Below are 22574 nucleotides of genomic sequence, written 5' to 3'. Positions count from 1 at the left end.
CGGCATATAGATGGCGCGTTCTTGCCGCTGGGCGGCGTCAAGCATTTGGGATCCATGCTTTTCTGGTTTATCGCCATTGCCGTTACCGCCATAGCCTGCGCTGCACTTTTTTACGCGGCGGGTGGACGGACGGTCAATGTGAGCGAGCCGGAATCGGCCGATAGCAACAGCCATTTTCGCCAGGTGCTGGCCGGAATCGATGCTGATCTGGCCGCCGGTAAGCTGGGCGAGGTCGAGGCCAAGGCCGCCAAGAGCGAGCTGGCGCGCGAGATCATCCGGCTCAAGGCGGAAAGCGGCAAGGCCGCTGTTGCGGGCGATCTGGGGCGGACGCCCCTGCTGGTGGGCTTGGCCGGTGTCGCGGTTCTGGCTTTCGCCATTTATGCCGCCTTGGGCCATCCGGACCTGCCGAGCCAGCCGCTGGCTGGCCGCACCGATATTGCGGCCCAATCGCTCAACCTCGATACCGCGGTGTCGCGAATCGAGCAGCAGCTCGCGGCCAATCCCGGCGATGTGCGCGGCTGGGCAGTCATTGCCCCCGCCTACACGGAAATGGGTCGTTTCGCCGATGCGGCCCAGGCCTATCGGCGGGTTATCGAGCTGAGTGGGGTGACACCCAAATTGCAGACCAGCTTGGCCGAAGCGCTGTTGCTGGAGGCCAATGGGGCCGGTTCGGAGGAAGCCATGAGCTTGCTGCGTGCCGCTGCGGATGGCAATCCCGCCGATCCGCTGCCCCGGCTCTATCTTGCGGCCGAGCTGACCCGGACCGGCGACTATGCCGAGGCCGCTCAAGCCTGGCAGAATGCGCTGGCGCTGTCCAAGGGGGGCGAGCCCTGGCTGGCCGCCGCCCAACAGGGACTGGCGGTGGCCCAGAATGACGGTTCCACCGGACCCACTTCCGGCGAATCCGAGATGATTGCCCAAATGGTCGGCGGCCTGGCCGATCGGCTCGCCAGCCAGGGCGGTTCGGTCGAGGAATGGATGCAATTGGTGCGCGCCTATCTCGTTCTCGGCGATAAGGCCAAGGCCCAGGCCGCCTATGACGATGCCGTCGTGGCCTATCCAAAGGCATTCGATCGTGGTGAACTGGATACTATCGCGCTCGACGCCGGACTAACTCTGAAGGGAGCGACCCCATGACCATGCCTGCCGCCATCCGCAAGAAGGGCTGGTCGCGCAAGCAGAAGCGGCTCGCGCTGATCGCCGGGCTTGCCGTGGTCCTCGCCCTGGCGACGACGCTGGTGTTGGTGGCCTTGCGCGACCGGATCGTCTTTTTCTATTCGCCGACCGATGTCGTGGCGCGGGAAGTCGCTGCCGGCCATCCGATCCGCCTGGGTGGGCTGGTCAAGGACGGCTCCTGGACGCGCAGCGGTCAGGACAACACTTTCACCATTACCGATGGTTCAACCGATATCGTCGCGCGCTATGCCGGCATCCTGCCGGACCTGTTCCGCGAGGGGCAGGGCGTGGTCGCCGAAGGCAGCATGACGCCCGAGGGCGGCTTTACCGCGACCAATGTGCTGGCCAAGCACGACGAAAACTACATTCCCAAGGAAGTCGTCGAAGCGCTGAAAGCCCAGGGCGAATGGCGGCCGGAGGGTGGGCAATGATGACGCTCGATACCGAGGCTATGTCCCCATGAGCATCGAACTCGGCCACTTCGCCCTTATCCTCGCCTTTGCCGTCGCCACGGTCTCCACCATTGGCGGCTATATGTTCTGGCGGCGCGGACAGCGGGTTGCGCTGGTGCTGGGCCAGGGCGCAGTGCTGCAATTCGTGCTGGTGGCAGCGGCCTTCGCCGCGCTGATCCAGGCCTTCGTCACCTCCGATTTCAGCCTGGCGCTGGCCGTCAATAATTCGCATTCGCTCAAGCCGTTGATCTTCAAGATCTCCGGCGTCTGGGGTAATCATGAAGGCTCCATGGTGCTCTGGATCCTGATCCTGGTGGCATTTGGCGCCATGGTCGCGACCTTCGGCCGCCGTCTGCCATCCGATCTCATGGCGCTGGTTTTGGCGACGCAGAGCCTGCTTGTTGCGGCCTTTGGCGGGTTCACGCTGTTCACCTCCAATCCCTTTGCCCGCGTCTCGCCGCCTCCGCTTGAGGGGAACGACCTCAATCCGATCCTGCAGGATATCGGCCTCGCCATTCATCCCCCGCTGCTTTACGTCGGCTATGTCGGGTTCTCGATCTGCTTTTCCTTTGCCGTCGCGGCGCTGGTCTCGGGCCGGATCGATCAGGCCTGGGCGCGCTGGGTGCGGCCCTGGACCATGCTGGCCTGGACCTTTCTGACCCTGGGCATCGCCATGGGCTCCTACTGGGCCTATTACGAGCTGGGCTGGGGTGGCTGGTGGTTCTGGGACCCGGTGGAAAATGCCAGCTTCATGCCATGGCTTGCCGGCACCGCGCTGCTGCATTCGGCGCTGGTGATGGAAAAGCGCAATGCGCTCAAGATCTGGACGATCTTTCTGTCCATCATCACCTTTTCCCTGTCGCTGCTCGGCACCTTCCTGGTGCGCTCGGGCATCCTGACCTCGGTTCACACCTTTGCCAGCGACCCGACGCGCGGTCTGGTCATCCTGACGCTGCTGGCGCTGGTTATTGGCGGCGCCTTCTTCCTCTTTGCGCTGCGGGCGTCCTCGCTGCGGCAGGGCGGGCTCTTTGCCCCGGTGAGCCGCGAGGGGGCATTGATCCTCAACAACCTGTTCCTGGCGACTGCGGTCGGCGCCGTGCTGGTCGGCACGCTCTATCCGCTGCTGCTCGATGCCCTGGTGGGAACGACCATTTCGGTGGGCGCACCATTCTTCGACCTGACCTTTGGCGCGCTCATGGCGCCCTTGCTGATCGTCCTGCCCTTTGGCCCTTTCCTCGCCTGGAAGCGGGCCGATGTGATGGCGGCGGCGCAACGGCTGATGGGCGCGGCGGCATTGGCCATCTTCCTCACCATCCTGATTTCGGCGCTGGGCGGCATTTCCATTTCGCTGGCGCCGCTCGGGCTGCTGCTGGGCTTCTGGGTGGCTTTTGGCGCGATCGCCGAACTGGTCGATCGCAGCAAGCTGGGCCGCATTCCGCTCAAGGAAAGCTGGCGGCGTCTCGCCGGGCTGCCGCGCTCGGCATTTTCCACCGCCATCGCCCATTTCGGCATTGGCGTTACCGTGCTCGGCATTGTCGCGACGACTGCCTGGGAAACCGAACTGGTCACCACCCTCAATCCGGGCGAGACGGCGAGCCTCTCCGGCTACACCATCGCATTCGACAGCTTCGGCCAGGTCGCCGGCCAGAACTACGTAGCCGATGAGGGGCATTTCACCATTACCGGGCCCGATGGCGACACGCGCCCCATGGTGGCCGAACGCCGCACCTATGTCGCGACCGGCACGCCCACGACCGAGGCTGCGATTGAAACCTACGGTTTCTCGCAACTCTATCTGCAACTGGGTGAGCCCCTGGACGATACGCATGTGCTGCGCGTCTGGCACAAGCCCTATATCACCCTGATCTGGATCGGGGCGCTGCTGATGGCAGGAGCCGGATTCCTGTCGCTGACCGATCGGCGGATGCGTGTGGGCGTGCCCAAGCGCGCTGCGCAGCCGGCGGCGGAGCCGGCCGAATGATCTGGCTCCGTGCTTTCCTGTTGGGGCTTGCCCTGAGCCTCGCAGCCCCCGCGTTGGCGCTTAGCCCGGCGGAAATCCTGCCCGATCCCGTGCTCGAACAAAGGGCCCGCGATATTTCGGCCGGCCTGCGGTGCCTGGTCTGTCAGAACCAGTCCATCGACGACAGTGATGCCGATCTGGCACGCGATCTGCGTGTTCTCGTGCGTGAACGGCTGGTGGCCGGCGACAGCGATGACCAGGTCCGCCAATACCTGGTCGACCGCTACGGCGAATATGTGCTGCTCAACCCGCGCCTCAACGAGCACACCATCCTGCTCTGGGTCGCCGCACCGCTGCTGCTGGTTGTCGGCCTGACGACGCTGGTGATCGCCGCCCGGCGGCGCAGGAGCACCGGCAGCCTGGATATGGATCAAGACGAGGAGGCCGTGCTGGCCGATCTTCGTGCCGGTGACAAGTCAGCGGACTGAGCATCTTTCGTCGCCGCCGGACTGTGACGAAACCTTGGTAATTCGCCGCCGCATTCCCGCCAGCAACATTGCGAAACCTTAATGTTGGCGCAACATGTTAGAAAGATCGCCTGGCCCATAACCGTCCTCACAAGCTGCTGAGGGCTTGCCGAAGGAGATTGATTTCCATGCGCTCGACTGTTCTCTCACATACCCGCCGTTGGCTTGGGGCTTCGGCTCTGGCGCTGCTGGTGGGCATTGGCGGCGTCAGCACCGCATATGTCCTGACCGGCCAGGCGGCCACCGCCCAGGTTCAGCCGGCAGCGCAGATTGTCGTGCCGCCGACCGCCGTTCCCCAGGCCGGCTTTGCCGACCTTGTCGAAGCGGTAAAGCCCGCCGTGGTCTCCATTCTGGTGGAAGCCGAGGATTCCTCCCGCACCGTGCAGCGCGGTGGTGGCCAGTTCCAGTTCCAATTTCCCGATCTGCCTCCCGATCACCCGTTCCACGATTTCTTCAATCAGTTCGGCAACGGCCAGGGCGGTGGCGGCCAGCAGGGCGCTCCCGAACCCCGCCGTTATATGGCGGCCGGTTCCGGCTTCGTGATTTCCGGTGACGGCTACATCGTCACCAACAATCACGTCGTTGCCGACGCGACCAAGGTAACGGTCGTGTTCGATGACGGTACCGAAAAGGAAGCCCAGATCGTCGGCACCGACGAACGCACCGACATTGCCGTGGTGAAGATCGAGGGCACCGATCTGCCCTTCGTCAAGTTCGATGAGGCCCCGCCGCGCGTTGGCGACTGGGTGGTGGCTATCGGCAACCCGTTCGGTCTTGGCGGCACGGTCACTGCCGGCGTGATCTCGGCGTCCGGCCGCAATATCGGCGGCTCGAACTATGGCGATTTCCTGCAGATCGACGCTGCGGTCAATACCGGTAATTCGGGTGGTCCGGCCTTCAACTCCAAGGGTGAAGTGGTCGGCGTCAATACCGCCATCTATTCGCCCAATGGCGGCAATGTCGGTATCGCCTTTGCCATTCCCGCCGCCACCGTCAAGTCCATCGCCGGCCAGCTGATCGAAAATGGTTCGGTGACACGCGGCTATCTCGGCGTGTCCATCCAGGACGTGACCCGTGACATAGCCGACGGCGTGGGCCTGGCCAATGCCAAGGGCGCCATTGTGCGCGAACCGGCTGCCGATGGCCCGGCCGCTCCGGCTGGCGTCAAGTCCGGTGACATCATCACCGCGGTCGACGGCACCCCGATCGACGATGCGCTCGGCCTCAGCCGCACCATCGCCAACAAGGCTCCCGATTCCACGGTCGAACTGACCATCTGGCGCGAAGGCAAGGAGATCAAGCTTTCGGTGAAGCTCGGCAAGCTCAACGAAGAGGTCGCCGATAACGGCCAGAATGCTCCGACGCCTCCGGCTCCGGTTGCCCCCACGCCATCCAGCGTCGGCATTACCCTGGTGCCGAATTCTGACGGTTCGGGTGGCTTGCTGATCCAGGACATCGATGCGAGCAGCCAGGCTGCTTCCAAGGGCCTCGCCGTTGGTGACTCGATCCTGGAAGTCGACAACAAGCCGGTGTCTTCGGTTCAGGATTTTGAATCGGCACTGGATGCGGTCAAGGCCCGTGGTCTCAATACCGCCCTGGTCAAGGCCAGCCGCGACGGTGAAGCCCGCTTCATCGGCCTGCCGCTCGGCAACTAACCCGGCCGGCCCCGGCATATCGCCGGGGCCGCCTTTCCCCTGCAGGGATGGAGTTCGCGGTGAAAATACTGCTCATCGAGGATGATCGCGAGGCGGCCAGCTATCTTATCCAGGCGCTTGACGAGGCTGGGCACATCACCCACCACGCCGCCGATGGCGAGACCGGCTACGCCATGGCCTCGGGCATGGATTACGACGTGCTGATCGTCGATCGCATGCTGCCCCGCCGTGATGGCCTGTCCATCGTGGAATCCCTCCGCGCGGAGGACGACAAGACCCCTGTCCTCATTCTCTCCGCCCTCGGCGAGGTCGATGACCGTGTTACGGGCCTGCGCGCCGGCGGCGACGACTATCTCACCAAGCCCTATGCCTTTACCGAATTGCTCGCCCGCATCGAGGTGCTGGCGCGCCGCTCCAGCCCGGCGGAAGCCGCCACCAGCTATGAGGTCTCAGGCCTGACACTGGACCGGCTTTCTCGCAAGGTTGAGCGCGACGGCGAGACCATCCTGCTGCAGCCGCGCGAATTCCGCCTGCTCGAATATCTGATGAAGAATGCCGGCAAGGTGGTGACCCGCACCATGCTGCTCGAAAATGTCTGGGATTATCATTTTGACCCCCAGACCAATGTCATCGATGTGCATATGTCGCGCCTGCGCTCCAAGATCGACAAGGGGCATGCCTCCCCGCTGCTGCATACCGTGCGCGGCGCCGGCTACATGATCCGCGAGTAGAGCTTGAACCGCTTTCTCCAACTCTGGCGCACATCGACGGTCAGGCTGACGGCAACGTTCATCCTGATCTTCGTTATCTTTGCCATCCTGCTGCTGGCCTTTACCGGCTGGCAGTCCAGCGTGCAGATCCAGCGCCAGCAGAGCGATGACATCGACCGCGAGGTGCGCCTGTTCCAGCGCATGGATGCCAATCAGAGCATCCGGTCGCTGGCCTTTGCCGTCGAACGGATTTCCCGCCAGCCGGGCCCCGGCGTCTATTATCTGGGCGATGCCTCGGGGCAATACCTGCTCGGCAACATTACCGATGTCCCGGCCGAAGTGCTGATCAATCCGGGCGTTTACAGCTTCCCCTATGAGCGGGCCAATCCGCTTGCCGGCTCCGGTCTGCCCGATATCCGCCCGCCGCGCTCGGGCTATGCGCTGGTGCGCTCGGTGGAGCTGAGCAACGGCCTGCGCCTGGTGGTAGGGCGCGACGTCGTCGAGCGGCGCGGCTATTCCGCCATTATCGTCCAGAGCTTCCTTGTCGGTGTGCTGGGGATCATTCTGTTTTCGCTGATCGCTGGTGGCATCACGGCCCGCCGCGTCCTGCGGCGCATCGATACCATTCGCGATACCTCCACCAAGATCATGTCAGGCAACCTCTCCGAGCGCATCCCGATCACCAAGCGCCAGGACGAGTTCGATGGCCTGGCTACCAATCTCAACGCCATGCTCGACCGCATCGAGCAATTGCTGCAGGGGCTGAAGGAGGTGACCGACAATGTCGCCCACGATCTCAAGACGCCGCTGACGCGCCTGCGCAACCAGGCCGAGTCGGCCCTGCGCGATGGGGCCAGCGATGCCACCCGCCAGGCCGCGCTCGAAACCACCATTGCTGAGAGTGATCGTCTGATCCAGACCTTCAACGCCTTGCTGATGATCGCCCGGGCCGAAGCCGGCGCGCCCTCCGGCGCCTTCAGCGATGTCGATGTCAGCGCCGTCGTGGCCGATGTGGCCGAGCTTTATGGCCCGGTGGCCGAAGACGAGGGCATCGTCATCGAAACCACGATTGCCGAAGCCGTCCATCTGCGCGCCAATCGCGAACTGATCGGGCAGGCCATGGTCAACCTGCTCGAAAACGCGGTGAAATATGCCAAGCCGGAAAGCGGGGAGGGCACCGGCCGCATCACCATCGGCCTGCGCACCGATGCCGGCCGGGTGCTGATCGAGGTCGCCGACAATGGCCCCGGCATTCCCGAGGAAGACCGCAAACGGGTGCTGGAACGCTTCGTACGGCTGGAAAAGAGCCGCTCGGAAGCCGGGTCCGGCCTGGGCCTGTCACTGGTCGATGCAGTCACCCGCCTGCATGGCGGCACTTTCCGGATTGAAGACAACGCACCAGGCGTCCGCGCCGTGATTGATTTGCCGGGCGCTTAGTCCACCACAAATATCTCCCCAAACTCGGTGTCACCCCGGCGCAGGCCGGGGCCCATCTCGAGATCATGCAACAACCGCAAGGTGCATGTATGAATGGAGCGACCAAATCTGGTGGCGTGCGGCCCTATCTCAGGATGGGCCCCGGCCTGCGCCGGGGTGACATCGTGGGTGGGAATGGCATAGCGCATTACTGCCCTTCTTGCTCTGTCCCACCCGCCAAGCTATCCCTCTTGCATGGTCATGTCGCTCCGCTCCCTGCCGCCGATAGCTCATCCTCGTTTTGATGCCTGGCTCGCCGCGCTTCCGGCCGGTCAGCGCGGCATAATCGGCAATGCCGCCAAGACGCTAGGCCCGTTACTTGAATCAGCGCCCTATCTGCTCGATCTGGCGCAGACCAATGCCGATTGGCTGGCGACTGCCCTTTCCGACACCGCCGACGGGGCCTTTGCCGATATCGTGGCCGAGGTGGAAACCGCCGGGCGCGAAGCGCCTTCAGAGGATGCCCTTTCGCCCGTCCTGCGCATCGCCAAGGGTCGCACGGCTCTCCTCGCCGCCGTCGCCGAAACCGGCGGCACCTGGACCACGGCGCAGGCCACCGCCGCCCTGTCCGACCTGGCCGACGTCGCCCTCGACGCCGCGCTCGATTTCCTGATGCGCCAGGCCGCCGACAAGGGCCTTCTGGCCATCCCACGCGAACAGGCGACAGCAGCGCAATCGGGCCTCGCCATCTTCGCCCTGGGCAAGCATGGCGGGCAGGAGCTGAACTATTCCTCCGATATCGACATCGTTGCCTTCTATGACCCGCAAAAGGGCGTGCTGGCCAATCCGGGCGAGGCGACCAAGGTCTATTCGCGCATGATCCAGAAGCTGGTCGGGCTGATGGAGGAGCGGCGCGAGCATGGCTATGTGTTCCGCACCGATCTGCGCCTGCGGCCCGATCCCGGCTCGACGCCCGTCGCCATCTCGTTCGATGCGGCTTTGGCCTATTACGAAAGCCGCGGCCAGAATTGGGAGCGCGCCGCCTGGATCAAGGCCCGGGCCTGCTCCGGCGACAAGCAGGTGGGCGAAGCGTTTCTGAAGGAACTGGCGCCCTATGTCTGGCGCAAGCACCTCGATTTCGCGACCATTGCCGATATCCAGGCCATGAAACGCCAGATCAACATCGCCAAGAATGTCGGCGATATCCGCGTTGAGGGCCACAATGTCAAACTCGGCCGCGGCGGCATCCGCGAGATCGAATTCTTCACCCAGACCCAGCAGCTGATCGCCGGCGGCCGTGACAAGTCGTTGCGCGTCAAGCCCACGGCCCATGCTCTTGCCGCATTGGCCGACGCCAATTGGATTACCCCCAAGGCTTCGACTGAGTTGACCCAGACCTACTGGTATCTGCGCGCGGTGGAAAATCGCCTGCAGATGCTGCGTGATGAGCAGACCCATGTCATGCCCGCCACTGCCGATGAAGTCGCAATCATCGGCCGGCTGATGGGCGAACCGGACCTGATCGCCTTCGAGAACGGCTATCGGGCCGCGCTGGAGCGGGTGGTCGGCTATTATTCCGAACTCTTCACCGAGGGCGAAACGCTGGGCAGTGGTGAAGGCAATCTCGTCTTCACTGGCAGCGATGACGATCCCAGCACGCTCGAAACCCTCACCGCCATGGGCTTTGCCAATCCGCATAAGGCCATAGAGACCGTGCGCAAATGGCATTATGGCAGCTATCCGGCCACCAGGGCCTCTGCCGCCCGCGCGCATCTGACCGAACTGCTGCCGGCCCTGCTGGCCACCTTGGGCAATGCCGGCAATGCGGATGAAGCCCTGGTCCGGTTCGACAATTTCCTGTCGCGCCTGCCCACCGGCGTTCAGCTCTTTGCCCTGCTGCGCAGCCACCCGCATCTGCGAACACTGCTGGTGCAGCTCATGGCGTCGGCGCCCCGCATGGCCGAGGCCGTGATCCACCGTGCTCATGTGATGGACGGGTTGATCGATCCCGCTTTCGCCAATGACGTGACCCATCGTGACGTGCTGGTGGCCAAGGTCGATGCTTTCCTGGCCGAAGCGCGATCCTATGAAGAGATCATCGACCGCGCCCGCATCATCGGGCAGGAGCAGAAATTCCTCATCGCCGCCGGCCTGCTCTCGGGCACGGTCAGCGCCAGCAGGGCAGGTGAGCAGTTCACGGCCCTTGCCGAAACACTGCTCAATCGCCTGTTCGGCAGCGTGAGGACGGAGTTCGAGCGCCGTCACGGCGCCATGCCCGGCGGGCGCGTGGCGCTGCTCGCCTTTGGCAAGATGGCCAGCCGCGAGATGACGGTAACCTCCGATCTCGACTTCATCCTGCTCTACGAGGCTCCAGATGGTGAATCCACCGGCGAAAAGCCGCTGAGCACCAACCATTACTATACCCGCCTGACGCAGCGGCTCGTGGCCGCCATCACCGCGCCCACCGCCGAGGGCGTGCTTTACGAAGCCGATATGCGGCTGCGGCCGTCGGGTAATGCTGGTCCACTGGCCACTGGGCTTGCCGGCTTTCGCGCCTATCACCGCGACAATGCCTGGACCTGGGAACATCTGGCCCTCAGCCGCGCCCGTGTGATCGCGGCCGATGGCGATTTCGGTCATCAGGTCGATGCCGCAGTGGCCGAGGTCATGGCCCAGCCGCGCAACGCCGCCGCCACCATCGCCGATGTCGTGGCCATGCGGGCGCTCATGGCCAAGGAGCGTCCGGCCCGCCATCCCTTCGATCTCAAGCTCGCCAAGGGCGGGCTGGTGGACCTCGAGTTCATCGCCCAGTCTGCTCAATTGGTCGCCGGCTCAACTGTCGCTTTGCCGCAGGCGCTAACGGCGCAGGTGCTGGCGCGGCTGGGACAGGCCGGGCTCGTGCCGCAGGGCATGCGGCTGGCCGAAATCCATGAAGTCTATTCCACCGTATTGCAGGTGATGAGTTCGGCTCTGGTCAGCCCGTTCAAGGAAGAAGCCTGGACGGCCGCTTTCAAGGAATTGCTGGCCGGCCTCACGCACTATCCCGATTTCGGGCGTCTGGAGCTGGACCTGGCGGCGATGCGAGCCGAAGTGCAGGCCGCGGCGGACGCCTGGTACGAGAAGGCAAAAGCTCTCTAGCAAACCCCAGTGACCTCATGGCTAGCTTGTCGAGCCACGATGCCCCGGCGCAGGCTGGGGTGACATTGTGAGTGGGCCTTATGCAGCCACTTCCAGCATCTGGTTCGCTAATTGTGCGGGCAGCGAAATGGCAACCGTCGTGCCAAGAGACGGGCTGGAATCGATAGCCAAACGCCCCCCACTCAGCTCTGCAATGGCGCGAGCAATCGAAATCCCCAGACCCGGACCGACGCCATCGCGGGTAAAGGTCGCGTCGCCCAGCGCGAAGGGCTGCGACAACGAGGCCAGCCGCTCCTCGTCCATTCCGATGCCGGTATCGGTGATTTCGATGACCACGCCATCGGTGGCTGCAAATGCAGCCAGCGTTATCCGCCCGCGCGCCGGGGTGAAGCGGATAGCGTTTTCGACGATATTGCCCACCATGCGCTGCAATCCAAGCCGATCGCCACTGACGATCGCGCCGCAGCCTTGGCGTAGTGCAAAGGTCAGCCCGGCGCGCTGCGCCTGGCCGCGGAAGCGCTGCACCACGCTATCGAGCAGGGCATCGACGGCTACCGGCTCGCTGCGCAATTCCTTGCGGCCGCCTTCGAGCTCGGCCAGATCGAGAATGGTCGCAAACGAGGCCAGCAGGTGTTCACCCGAGCTTTTGATGGAATTGACGTAGTCGGCATAGCGCGCATCGCCCAGCGGCCCATAGGTCTGGTGCCGCATCAGCTCGGCAAAGCCGATAATATGGTTGAGCGGCGTGCGGATATCGTGGCTGAGATGAGCCAGGAAATTGGTCTTGGCATGGCTGGCGGCTTCCGCGCGCAGCTTTTCTTCATGATAGCGGCGGGCCAGGTGGCGTTGTTCCTCGCGGATGGCGGCAAGCAGCGTATCGGTGCGTTTGCGCTCGGTAATGTCGCTGACCAGCGTCATGAAGGCACCATCGTCCAGCGGTCGTTCATCGATCAACAGGCACGAGCCGTCCTCGCCATGCAGTTCGAGCACCCGGCTGTGCTCGTCCTCGCCGATCAGTTTCATATTGCCCCGCGCGATGAGGCGCTTGACGGCATCGTGGTAGCGCACCTGGGCGCCGGTCAGTTGCAGGCGGTCGCGATAGCGGTCATTGCAGACGATCAATTCGCCCAGCCGGGTCCAGCAGGCGACCCCCATGGGTATAGCACCCGCCAGCGTCTGGTAGTTCTGGCGCTGCAGCAGGTCCGGCATGCCGGCGGGCCGCCGCCTGAACGCCACGAGCAGGGTGAGCAGGCCTGCGAGCGCGAAGGCAATGGAACCACGCGTGGCCATGCCGGTCAGGGCCGGCGTTTGCGCCACTTCAAGGGCCAACGTGCCATGCGTGCCTGCGGGCAGCGTCTCGCGGAACAATGCGGGGGTGATCGCGCCGGCCTCGCCCACAAGGCTCGCCTTGGTGACGGTGGCATAGCGCTGCACGGATGTTTCGAGCGCGAGCTGCGCCGTGTCTGGCGCGGCCTCGGCGATATCGGCCACGACCGCCGCGCCGATGATTTTCAGCTCACGCTGCACGTCATCAAGCGTGCGGGCGCAGTCATAGACAAAAAATAGGCTGGCGGCGACCAGTGAGGTTAGAGCGACCGCGGCAGTAATTGGCGAGAGCTTGAAGCGCGTGGCGAGAGAGAAAGGGGCAGCGGCGCGACCCGCGCGACGGTCATTATCGGACTGTACTTGGCCAATGCCGAATCCTTCGGCACCGGCGCCGGATTGCTCCGCCGACCGCATGGAATTCTCCTTTGTTTAGAAGGGGTTCTGCCCAGAACCTGATTTGCCCTTAACAAATCATGAATCAAGCCGGGGTGCCTTGTCCAGACCCCTTAATCGGGGTCTGGACGCGGTTTGGCAAATTCGAGAGTCGTTTGAATCACTTAGCCCTAGAAGAAAAATTCTTCTATTTTTTGTGGGCCTTACTCGGCCAGCATGCGGGCCAGGACATCGGCCGTATTGCGGCTGAGTTTGCCGCCTTCTTGTAGTGCCGAAAGGGCCACACGAGCTGCTTCGCGCCGCTTGGGCTCCAGCATCTGCCAGATGCGGAAACCGGTCAGCACCCGCGCCGCCACCTGTGGGTTGCGCGTATCCACATCGGCGACGAAATCGGTGACGAAACGGAACGCCGCACCATCGGGTCGGGTGAACTGGGCCGGATTGCTCATAACGAAGGAGCCGAGCAGGGCCCGCAGCCGGTTGGGATTGGACTTGGGGAAGTCGGGCGCGGCCAGGATCGCCTTGATGCGGTCCAGCACGCCTTCGTCCTGGGCCAGCGCCGACACCATCAGCCATTTGTCGAAGACCAGCGGATTGGCGGTGAAGCGGGTACGGAAATCGGCCAGCATGGTCGGCGCCTCCACCGTCCAGGCACTGCCCGAAATACTGAGTGCCGCATAGCGGTCGGTCATATTGCTCGCTTCGGCATATTGCTTTGCGGCCAAGGCCGAGGCGCCTGCCGCCTCGCTGCCAACCAGCAGGGCGAGGATGCGATTGCGCAGTGCCCGGCGTCCGGCGCTCGCGGCATCGGGCGCATAGGGCAGGGTGCTCGAAAGGTTCGTATAGGCCACCAGCAAGTCGCGGCCCAACGGACCAAACACCGCCTTGGTCAATGCGTCGCGCACCGCGTGGATACGCGCGGGGTCGACATTCTTGCCGATGGCGCGGCCGATCAACGCCTCGCCGGGAAGGTTCAATGCCAGGGCTTTGAAGGCGTCGTCGAGGTTCTTGTTGGCCAGTGTGTCGGCCATGGCCCGGCTCAGCCCTTCCACGGTCGCATCCGGCCAGGGCGTGCCGGTGGCCGCGCCCACAGCCAGCTCGGTTGCCACGTCCTGCAGCGCCTGCCAGCGGCCATAGGGATCGCTGTCGTGCTGAGCCAGGAACAAGCGATCGGACTGCGTCAGGTTTGTATCGAGATTGACCGGCGCGGAAAACTCGCGCAACAGCGACGGCACCGGCTTGTTGGCAATGCCCTTGAAAGTGATCTCGGCGCTGGCATCGCGCAGTACGATCAGGTCGTCCCGCACCTCCCCGCCGCTTACCTCGCTCCAGCCCATTGGGCTGCCATTGGGGCCGATCAATCCGAACTTGATGGGCAATACCAGTGCCTGCTTGACCGGCTGGCCCGGTGTCGGCAGCGTTTCCTGGCTGAGCTTGAGCGTATAGGTCTGGCTGGCCGCATCATAGCTGTCGGTCACGCTCAGGCGCGGCGTGCCCGCCTGCAGATACCAGGTCTTGAACTGTTCGAGATCAACGTCATTGGCTTCTGCGAAGACCGCCAGGAACGCCTCAATGGTCGTCGCTTCGCCGTCATGGCGCTCGAAGTAAAGGTCCATACCTCGACGGAATCCGGCCTCGCCCAGTAGCGTCGCCAGCATGCGAACGATCTCGGCGCCCTTCTCGTAGACGGTCGGCGTATAGAAGTTATTGATCTCGCGATACTGATCCGGCCGCGCCGGGTGGGCGAGTGGGCCGCCATCCTCGGGGAATTGCGCCGAGCGGAGCGTCACCACATCGGAGATGCGCTTGACGGCGCGGCTGCGCTCGTCGCTGGTGAATTCCTGGTCGCGATAGACCGTCAGCCCTTCCTTGAGGCAGAGCTGGAACCAGTCCCGGCAAGTGATTCTGTTGCCAGTCCAATTGTGGAAATACTCATGCGCGATGACGCGCTCGATATTCTCGTAATCGGCGTCGGTTGCCGTCGCGGGCTGCGCGAAGACCAGCTTGTCGTTGAAGATGTTGAGCCCCTTGTTCTCCATCGCGCCGAAATTGAAATCGGACACGGCAACGATGTTGAAAATGTCGAGGTCATATTCGCGCCCGAAGCGCTTCTCGTCCCAGGCCATGGAGCGTTTGAGGCTGTCCATGGCCCAATGGCACTGGTCTTCCTTGCCATGTTCACAATAGATGGCGAGGTCCACCTTGCGGCCTGACGCCGTGGTGAAACTGTTGGTGATCGAGCCCAGATCGCCTGCTACCAGCGCAAAGAGATAGGCCGGCTTGGGGTAGGGGTCTTCCCAGACCGCGAAGTGCATGCCTTCCCCGGCGTCGCCCTGACCCACCAGATTGCCATTGGCCAACAGCACCGGCGCCAGATCGTGCGGCGCCGTCATGGTGACCTTGAAGGTCGCGAGATTATCCGGCCGGTCGAGATAATAGGTAATACGGCGGAACCCTTCAGGCTCGCATTGCGTGCACCAGGTGCCGCTGGAGCGATAGAGCCCCATCAGCTTGAGATTGCCCTCAGGCTTGAGCGTGACCTCGGTTTCCAGCACAAACCGGCGCAGCGGCGGCTCCACAATGGTGAGGCCATTATCGTCTGCCACATAAGCGGCCAGCGCCAGCGGCGCGCCGTCGATCGCCACCGAGCCGAGCTTGAGCTCGTCGCCATCCAGCACCAGCGGCGTACCCGGAGCGGTCTCGGCGCGCGGCTCGACCGTCAGCTGCGCGCGCACGCGCGTATGGTCGGCCAGGATGCGGAAATCGAGATCCACCGCGGTAATTTTATAGGGGCTCGGCGCATAGTCTTTGAGGTAAATCGTGTGCTCGGTTTCCGTACGCATGCTTGCATCCAGTCAATGACAGTCTGAGAACGATTGTGTCTGCGCCGCTATAGCAGACTCGGCTCATTCGTGTATCCTAACGGGCTCGCGACTGCATCGGTTCTTTCTTTCTCGCCAAGTGGACGGCATGGGGAAGCAGGCGCCACAAGTCGCGGCACGCAGCTCCTCTGGCCAATTGCGGGCGTATCGAGCGCGGTATTCCAAATTTCCCGGTCGGCTTGTGTGCCATCGGCCAGCTATGCCTTGACCTCAACCATGCTTGCGGTCCTAGAGGCGCCGGCCATGAGCGCTCCGCCTGCGGGCCAAAACTGTGGTGGACGAGAATGTTACGTTGGTTTGAGCGGCGTCTGGACGCCTACCCTTCGGCTGAACCGGTGGAGCCTCCCAAGGGGCTCCTCGCGTTCTGCCTGCATTATAGCGACGGGGCCAAGAAGTGGCTGGCCCTGATGGCCCTCGCCGCCGCGGCGGTGGCTATCGGCGAAATCGTCATTTTCGGCTTTATCGGCGACGTGGTGAACTGGCTCGCGGGTGCTAACCCCGAGACCTTCCTTGAGACTGACGGCTGGAAGCTCGCCTTCATGGGCGCGATGATCGTTATCATCCTGCCGATCTTCGCGCTGATCTCAACCCTGACCATGCACCAGACGCTGCTCGGCAATTTCCCGCAGCGCATCCGCTGGATGAGCCATCGCTACCTCATCCGTCAGTCGATGAGCTACTTCCAGGATGAATTTGCCGGCCGCATCGGCGCCAAGCTGATGCAGACCTCGCTCGCCGTGCGCGAAGTGGTCATGAAGCTGCTCGACATGCTGGTCTATGTCGTCGTCTATTTCACCGGCGCGGTGATCCTTGCCGCCTCGGCCGATTGGCGCCTGGCCATCCCCTTCCTGGTCTGGCTGGCCGCCTATGTGTCGATGATGTTCTACTTCATCCCGCGCATGGGCAAGATTTCCCAGGCGCAGGCCGATGCTCGCTCGATGATGACCGGCCGCATCGTCGATAGCTACACCAACATCGCCACGGTCAAGCTGTTCAGCCATTCCAATCGCGAGGAGCGCTACGCCAAGGAGGCGATGGACGAGTTCCTTGACACCGTCTACCGGCAGATGCGGCTCTTCACCGTGCTCAACATGCTGGTGCTCTGGTCCAATGCCTTGCTGCTCTTTGCGGTGGGTGCGACCGGCATCTGGCTCTGGATGCAAGGCGTGATGAGCCCGGGCGCCTTGGCCGTCTCGCTTGGCCTGGTCATGCGTTTCCAGGGCATGAGCCAATGGGTGATGTGGGAAATGTCGGCCCTGTTCGAAAATATCGGCACGGTCAAGGACGGCATCTCGTCCTTCTCGCTTCCACGCGTCGTGGCCGATGCGAAGGGCGCCGAAGCGATCGGCACCGTCAACGGCGATATCAAGTTTGAGGATGTCTCGTTCCACTACGGCAAGAAGTCGGGCGTGATCGACCACCTCAATCTGCATATCCGCCCCGGCGAGAAGATCGGCCTGGTCGGCCGCTCCGGCGCCGGCAAGTCGACCATCGTCAACCTGCTGCTCCGCTTCTACGATCGCGCCGACGGGCATATCTTTGTCGATGGGCATGACATCGCCAAGGTCACCCAGGATAGCCTGCGGGCCAATATCGGCGTGGTGACGCAGGATACCTCTCTGCTGCACCGCTCGGTGCGCGACAACATCGTCTATGGCCGTCCTGATGCGACCGAGGAGATGATGCGTGAGGCCGCCGATCTTGCCGAGGCGACCGGTTTCATTGAGGGGCTGAGCGACCTGCAGGGCCGCAAGGGCTTCGATGCCCATGTCGGCGAGCGCGGCGTCAAGCTCTCAGGCGGCCAGCGGCAGCGTATCGCCATCGCTCGGGTTCTGCTCAAGAATGCGCCGATCCTGGTTCTCGACGAAGCGACGTCTGCCCTCGACAGCGAAGTGGAAGCGGCAATCCAGGGGCAGTTGCAGCTGCTGATGAAGGGCAAGACGGTGATCGCCATCGCTCACCGGCTCTCCACCATCGCCATGATGGACCGGCTGGTGGTTCTCGATAAGGGCGTGGTGGTCGAGCAGGGCACCCATGCCCAGCTGCTGGAGACCGGCGGTATCTATTCGAGCCTCTGGAACCGCCAGTCCGGCGGCTTCATCGATGCCGACCAGCCCGAAGAGGCTGCGCAATAATCCGGCTCGGCCCCGCCACCTGGTGGTGGGGCCGACCTATGCTCCTGCGCCGAACATCCTGTTGCGGCTGGCCTGCCAACCCGGTTGCGGGCTCGATTGCCGTTCGAGCATCATCTCCTGGCTCATCGGCCTGCCAAACAGATAACCCTGCATAACCGAACCGCCCAGGCCCAGCAGGGCTTCAAGCTGTTCCTCCGTTTCGATGCCCTCGAACACGCAGGACACGCCGAGATTGCGGCAGAGGTCGATCGTCGTCTTGATGATCGCCCGGCTGGTCGCGTCGCTGGTCACGACGGCTACGAAGCTGCGGTCGATCTTGATGCGGTCCAGCGGCAGTTTCTGCACATGGGTCAAGCTCGAATGGCCGGTGCCGAAGTCATCCAGCGCGATCCGCGAGCCCAGCGCCAATAGAGCGAGCAACGCGGCATTGGCCTGCTGCATGTCGCCCATCACCGCCGTCTCGGTGATTTCGAAGTCGATCCGGCACGGCGTTCCCGATTGCCCGATCAAGGCGACGATGCCCTCGATGGCCGTCATCGAGCCGATATCGTGAGCGGAAAGATTGACGGAAAGCCGCATTGGCGGGGGCAATTGATCGATCACCGCCAGCGCCTTGCGCACCACTGCCTGCGTGATTTTAGGAACGATGCCGGTTCGCTCGGCCATGGGGATGAAATCGGCCGGCGACACTTCGCCCAGCACAGGGCTGCGCCAGCGGGCGAGTACCTCATAGCCCGTAACCCGGTCGAGCGAGATATCGAATTGCGGCTGGAACAGCACATAGATTTCTGCATCGAGATCGGCGGTATGCAGGGCGTGTTCCATCGCCCGTACCTTGCTGATTTCCTTTTCATGGCGGTCCGAAAAGACCACGGCCGAGCCCCGCGCCTCACGCTTGGCAACGGAGGTCACATAATCGGCGCGATCAAACAGGGTTTCCGCCCGATCATCGGGCTGCGACATGGCCAGGCCGGCTGATGCCGTGACATGCAAACTCACCTCGGCAAAGACAAAAGGGCGGCGGATGGCCTCGCACAGCATCTCGCCCCAGGCGGCGAGATAGGTCTCGGAGCGCGCTTCATCGCCGATCAGGCCAAACTGGTCATTGTCCAGCCTGGCGATGAACCCGCCAAAGGCCCTGGCCCGGCTGGCGACCTCCTGCAGCACCCGGTCGCCCGCAGCATGCCCGAAAATGTCGTTGACCGATTTGAAGCTGTCGAGATCGAGCCGGGCCACGCTCAGCCGTTTGCCCGCCGCCGCGGCCGCTTCGAGCCTTGTCTGCAATTCGCGATGGAAAGAATGCCGGTTGGGTAACCCGGTCAGGCCGTCGAGGCGCGCCAGTCGCTCGTTTGCCTCATGCAGGTTCTGCGCCTCGTCCTGCCGTCGGGCCGTCTCCGAGCGTGAGGCGACAAGGGCGGCGAAATCGCGCGAATTGCCGGCAACCACCACCAACAGGGCGAGCGTGATGAGCAACAGGTTCAGCGCCAGCACGATGAGGACGCCATTGCCACTGAGGATGAAGTATCCAAAGAACGGGACCAGCACGCATAACCCGGACAATGTCGCTGCTGCGCGCAGGTAACTCAGGCAGAACACGCAGCAGATGCTGGTAATGGCCATGTAGAACACGACATGCGCCTGCTCGAAGCCATTGCCGTGCGGAAACAGCGCCAACGCCCATGCGGAGAATCCAGTCGGCAGTAAAATGGCGACATAGGTGGTGCTGTCCAACAGGCTTTGGGCCTGCTCGCTGGTCAGGTCGCGGTGCCGCTTGCTCCACCACATGGCCAGCCGCGCAATGCATCCGACGATCAGCAGGCAGGGTATGCCATAGCGCAACGGGGCGGGGGCGGACGCTTGCGTTACCGCCAGCAGTACACTGTTGATCACGAGGATCGCATAGAGCACAGGGGCTTGGCGAATGAAGGAGCGCGCCTGGGCTAGCACAAGCTCCGGGTTCTTCGGCCGCGGGGCATGGCGCCCGGCCAATCTCTCAAATATCGGCATGGTCTACGAGCCCCCTCGTCAGGGTAGACTACGCAGCCAACCCCTAACATATCGGTAACCCCTGCTGTCCTAGTTGGCGCCTCTGGCAACGTTGCAAAAAACCGCTTTGGCCCATTGGCGATTCGGTGCGAACAGGCTAAAAACCGTTTCCGAAATCGATTGCATAAGCATTTTCGGAAGACGGGTGCTCCACGCGGCGCCCTGGAGGAGACCTCAATGTCAGTATCGGCCTATTCCGCCCTCGCCCTGGGTGGCGCGTTCAATTTGTCTTCGCCAACCAGCGACATTGCCGTTCCAATCACGCTGCCGGGCGATGTGCACACTGCACTGCTGGAAGCCGATATCCTGCCTGACCCCTATTACGGCGAAAACGAAAAAACCGTCATGTGGGTCGGAGAAACAGCCTGGTCCGTAGAGCGCAATTTTACCGCGGCGGCTTCCGATATCGACGGCCATCTGACCCTCACCCTGGCCGAGGTCGATTGCATTGCCACCATCCTGCTCAATGGCGAGGTGGTCGCTAAAACCCAGAATGCCTTCATCCGCAACGACATCGATGTGACCGGCAAGGTCCGCGAGGGTGAAAACATTCTGCGGATCGAATTCGACATCACGCCCGACGTCGCCAAGGCCCGGGCGGACGCCCATCCTTTCCCGATCCCGTTCACCAAGAACTACCAGACCAATGGGCTCAAGGGCATTCACATGAACTTTGTCCGCAAGGCGGCGTGCCATGCGGGCTGGGACTGGGGCATTTGCCTCATGCCCATCGGCGTCTATGGCACGATGAGCCTGCGTAAGTCGCGGCTCGCCCGCCAGGACAGCGTGCAGGTCGACCAGGCCCATGGCAACAAGACTGTCGAACTGTCGATAAAGACTCGCCTTTTTGCCTTCGCTCACGGTGAAGTGGAACTTGAGCATACCATCGATGGTCAGGTGATCACCGACAAGGTGGTGGTCAACAAGGGCGAGAACGTCTTCACGCACAATCTCACCATCCACGATCCCAAACTGTGGTGGCCAGCCGGGCAGGGCGCCCAGCCGCTCTACGAGCTGGTGACCAATCTCGAAGGCGAAAAGACCACCCGCAAGATCGGTTTGCGCAAGCTCGAATGGGTCATCGAGAAGGACGAGATCGACCACACTTTCAAATGCCGCATCAATGGCCGCGACATCACCATGATGGGCGCCAACTGGATTCCGGCCGACGCCATCCCCAGCCGCATCACCCCCGCCGTCATCCGCGACCTGCTCGACAGCGCCAAGGCCGCCAATATGAACATGCTGCGCATCTGGGGCGGCGGCCAATATGAGCCCGACTATTTCTACGAACTCTGCGACGAACTGGGCATTCTGCTCTGGCACGATTTCATGTTCGCCTGCATGAGTTACCCCTCCGATCGCCCATTCCTCGACAATGTCCGCACCGAAATCACCCAGCAAATCCGCCGCCTCTCCCACCACGCCTCTATCGCGCTGTGGTGCGGCGACAATGAAGTGATCGGCTCGCTCGGCTGGTACGAGGAAACCAAGGCCGCGCCCGAACGCTATGTGGCCAATTATGATCGCCTCAATTCCATGCTCGGCAATATTGTCGAGGACGAAGACCCGGCCCGCCGCTTCTGGCCGTCCTCGCCCTCCATGGGTTATCTCGATTTCTCCGATGGCTGGCACGCCGATACCCGCGGCGACACCCATTATTGGGACGTCTGGCACTCGGCCAAGCCTTTCGAGGCCTACCGCACGGTCAATCCGCGCTTCGCTTCCGAATTCGGCTTCCAGTCCTTCACCTCGATGAATGTCATCGCGACCTTCGCCGAGCCCAAGGACCGCAATCCGTCCTCCCCGGTGATGGAAAATCACCAGCGCAACGCTGGCGGCAATGCGCGCATCCTCGAAACCATGACGCGCTATTTCCGCTTTCCGCGGGATTTCGACCAGATGGTGTTCCTCAGCCAGATCCAGCAGGGCCTGGCCATCAAGACCGCCATCGAATATTGGCGCTCCACCAAGCCGCGCTGCATGGGCACGCTCTATTGGCAGATCAACGACATCTGGCCGGTCGCCAGCTGGTCGAGCCTTGATTACGGCGGGCAGTGGAAGCTGCTGCAATATATGGCCAAGCGCTTCTTCCTGCCGGTCAATGTCGTGGCTGTGCCGGTCCATGACGTGGAGCTCAAGAATTCGCGCGGCACGCCCGTCGAGGGTGCGGCGCCCGATCGTATCGTCTTCAAGGGCATCAATGACACGGCGCGCCCGGTCAGCATTTCCCTCGAAATTCGTGCGGTTAGGATCGGTGGCGGCGACCGCGTCGTGTCATCAACCAATTCGGCCATAGGGCCCGATGCGGCAATCGCACTGGCCCAGATCGACTTTGCCGATCTGAAACCCGACGAGTTCCTCTTCTTCTCCTGGCGCGACGCTTCCGGCAATCTATTGGGCGAAAACGACTATTTCCCCAAGCCCTACAAAGCCTACGAGCTTGTCACGCCGACCGTCACCGCAGAATGGTCGGAGCGCGATGGTGCTCCGCTATTGACGTTGCAAACCGACAATCCCGCGCTGTTCGTCACCGCCACTGTCGATCTGCCGGGCTATTTCTCCGACAATGCGCTGACCCTGCTGCCCGGCCGCAAGACCGAGCTCACGTTCACCCCGCGCCATGGCGCTACCGCTTCGCTCGAGGCGCTGTCCGCCAGCCTCAAGCTGCGAACGCTCGCCGACACGTTCTGAAATCCTGCAGCGCCCGGCCGGAACCATCCGGCCGGGCGAATAATCTTTTGTTCTCATTGACATC

General features: G+C 62.9%; 13 protein-coding genes. 10 read left to right on the top strand and 3 right to left on the bottom strand.

Features of this window, described 5'->3' with window-relative positions:
- Window positions 1-54: 54 nt before the first annotated feature.
- The 8 genes from ccmI (at window position 55) to QQL79_RS10935 (ending at window position 11034) form a co-directional block, all read left to right on the top strand.
- Complete coding sequence (gene ccmI / locus QQL79_RS10970; RefSeq protein ID WP_284390724.1) at window positions 55-1137, top strand: c-type cytochrome biogenesis protein CcmI; 1083 nt, start codon at window positions 55-57, stop codon at window positions 1135-1137.
- Window positions 1134-1607 carry a cytochrome c maturation protein CcmE gene (gene ccmE, locus QQL79_RS10965; RefSeq protein WP_284390722.1) on the top strand — a complete coding sequence of 158 codons (474 nt, stop codon included), beginning with the start codon at window positions 1134-1136 and terminating at the stop codon, window positions 1605-1607. The genes ccmI and ccmE overlap by 4 nt, the downstream gene beginning before the upstream one ends.
- A gap of 28 nt (window positions 1608-1635) precedes the next feature.
- Window positions 1636-3609 (top strand): heme lyase CcmF/NrfE family subunit, encoded by a 1974-nt coding sequence (locus tag QQL79_RS10960; protein WP_284390721.1) that lies wholly within the window; start codon window positions 1636-1638, stop codon window positions 3607-3609.
- A complete protein-coding gene (locus tag QQL79_RS10955) occupies window positions 3606-4076 on the top strand; it encodes a cytochrome c-type biogenesis protein (RefSeq protein ID WP_284390717.1) in 471 nt (156 codons plus the stop codon). Before QQL79_RS10960 ends, QQL79_RS10955 begins: the two co-directional genes overlap by 4 nt.
- 167 nt (window positions 4077-4243) lie before the next feature.
- A complete protein-coding gene (locus tag QQL79_RS10950) occupies window positions 4244-5770 on the top strand; it encodes a Do family serine endopeptidase (protein ID WP_284390715.1) in 1527 nt (508 codons plus the stop codon).
- A 59-nt stretch (window positions 5771-5829) separates the two neighbouring features.
- The gene (locus tag QQL79_RS10945; protein ID WP_284390713.1) at window positions 5830-6501 is read left to right on the top strand and encodes a response regulator transcription factor; all 672 of its coding nucleotides are present in this window, start codon (window positions 5830-5832) and stop codon (window positions 6499-6501) included.
- A 3-nt stretch (window positions 6502-6504) separates the two neighbouring features.
- On the top strand, window positions 6505-7917 hold the full coding sequence (locus tag QQL79_RS10940; RefSeq protein WP_284390710.1) for a sensor histidine kinase: 1413 nt from the start codon (window positions 6505-6507) through the stop codon (window positions 7915-7917).
- Window positions 7918-8157: 240 nt separating this feature from the next.
- On the top strand, window positions 8158-11034 hold the full coding sequence (locus QQL79_RS10935; RefSeq protein ID WP_284390707.1) for a bifunctional [glutamine synthetase] adenylyltransferase/[glutamine synthetase]-adenylyl-L-tyrosine phosphorylase: 2877 nt from the start codon (window positions 8158-8160) through the stop codon (window positions 11032-11034).
- Between the two features lie 78 nt (window positions 11035-11112).
- On the opposite strand, the gene QQL79_RS10930 is transcribed toward QQL79_RS10935, so the two are convergent.
- Entirely contained in the window at window positions 11113-12774 is a 1662-nt protein-coding gene (locus QQL79_RS10930) for a sensor histidine kinase (protein ID WP_284390705.1), read from the bottom strand.
- A 182-nt stretch (window positions 12775-12956) separates the two neighbouring features.
- Window positions 12957-15596, bottom strand: a complete 2640-nt coding sequence (gene pepN / locus QQL79_RS10925; protein ID WP_284390703.1) for an aminopeptidase N — start codon at window positions 15594-15596, stop codon at window positions 12957-12959.
- A gap of 323 nt (window positions 15597-15919) precedes the next feature.
- Here pepN and QQL79_RS10920 point away from each other — a divergent pair, with 323 nt between their 5' ends.
- A complete protein-coding gene (locus QQL79_RS10920) occupies window positions 15920-17770 on the top strand; it encodes an ABC transporter ATP-binding protein (protein WP_284390701.1) in 1851 nt (616 codons plus the stop codon).
- Between the two features lie 36 nt (window positions 17771-17806).
- Here QQL79_RS10920 and QQL79_RS10915 read toward each other — a convergent pair whose 3' ends face one another.
- Entirely contained in the window at window positions 17807-19660 is a 1854-nt protein-coding gene (locus tag QQL79_RS10915) for a putative bifunctional diguanylate cyclase/phosphodiesterase (protein WP_284390699.1), read from the bottom strand.
- Window positions 19661-19993: 333 nt separating this feature from the next.
- Between QQL79_RS10915 and QQL79_RS10910 the strand changes: the two genes are divergently transcribed.
- Complete coding sequence (locus QQL79_RS10910) at window positions 19994-22510, top strand: beta-mannosidase (protein WP_284390698.1); 2517 nt, start codon at window positions 19994-19996, stop codon at window positions 22508-22510.
- The last annotated feature ends 64 nt before the right edge of the window (window positions 22511-22574 follow it).

This window comes from Devosia yakushimensis, from assembly GCF_030159855.1.
Lineage (GTDB): Bacteria > Pseudomonadota > Alphaproteobacteria > Rhizobiales > Devosiaceae > Devosia > Devosia yakushimensis.
Note: the sequence above shows the minus strand (reverse complement) of the source record. Positions and strands in the feature narration are given on the sequence as shown.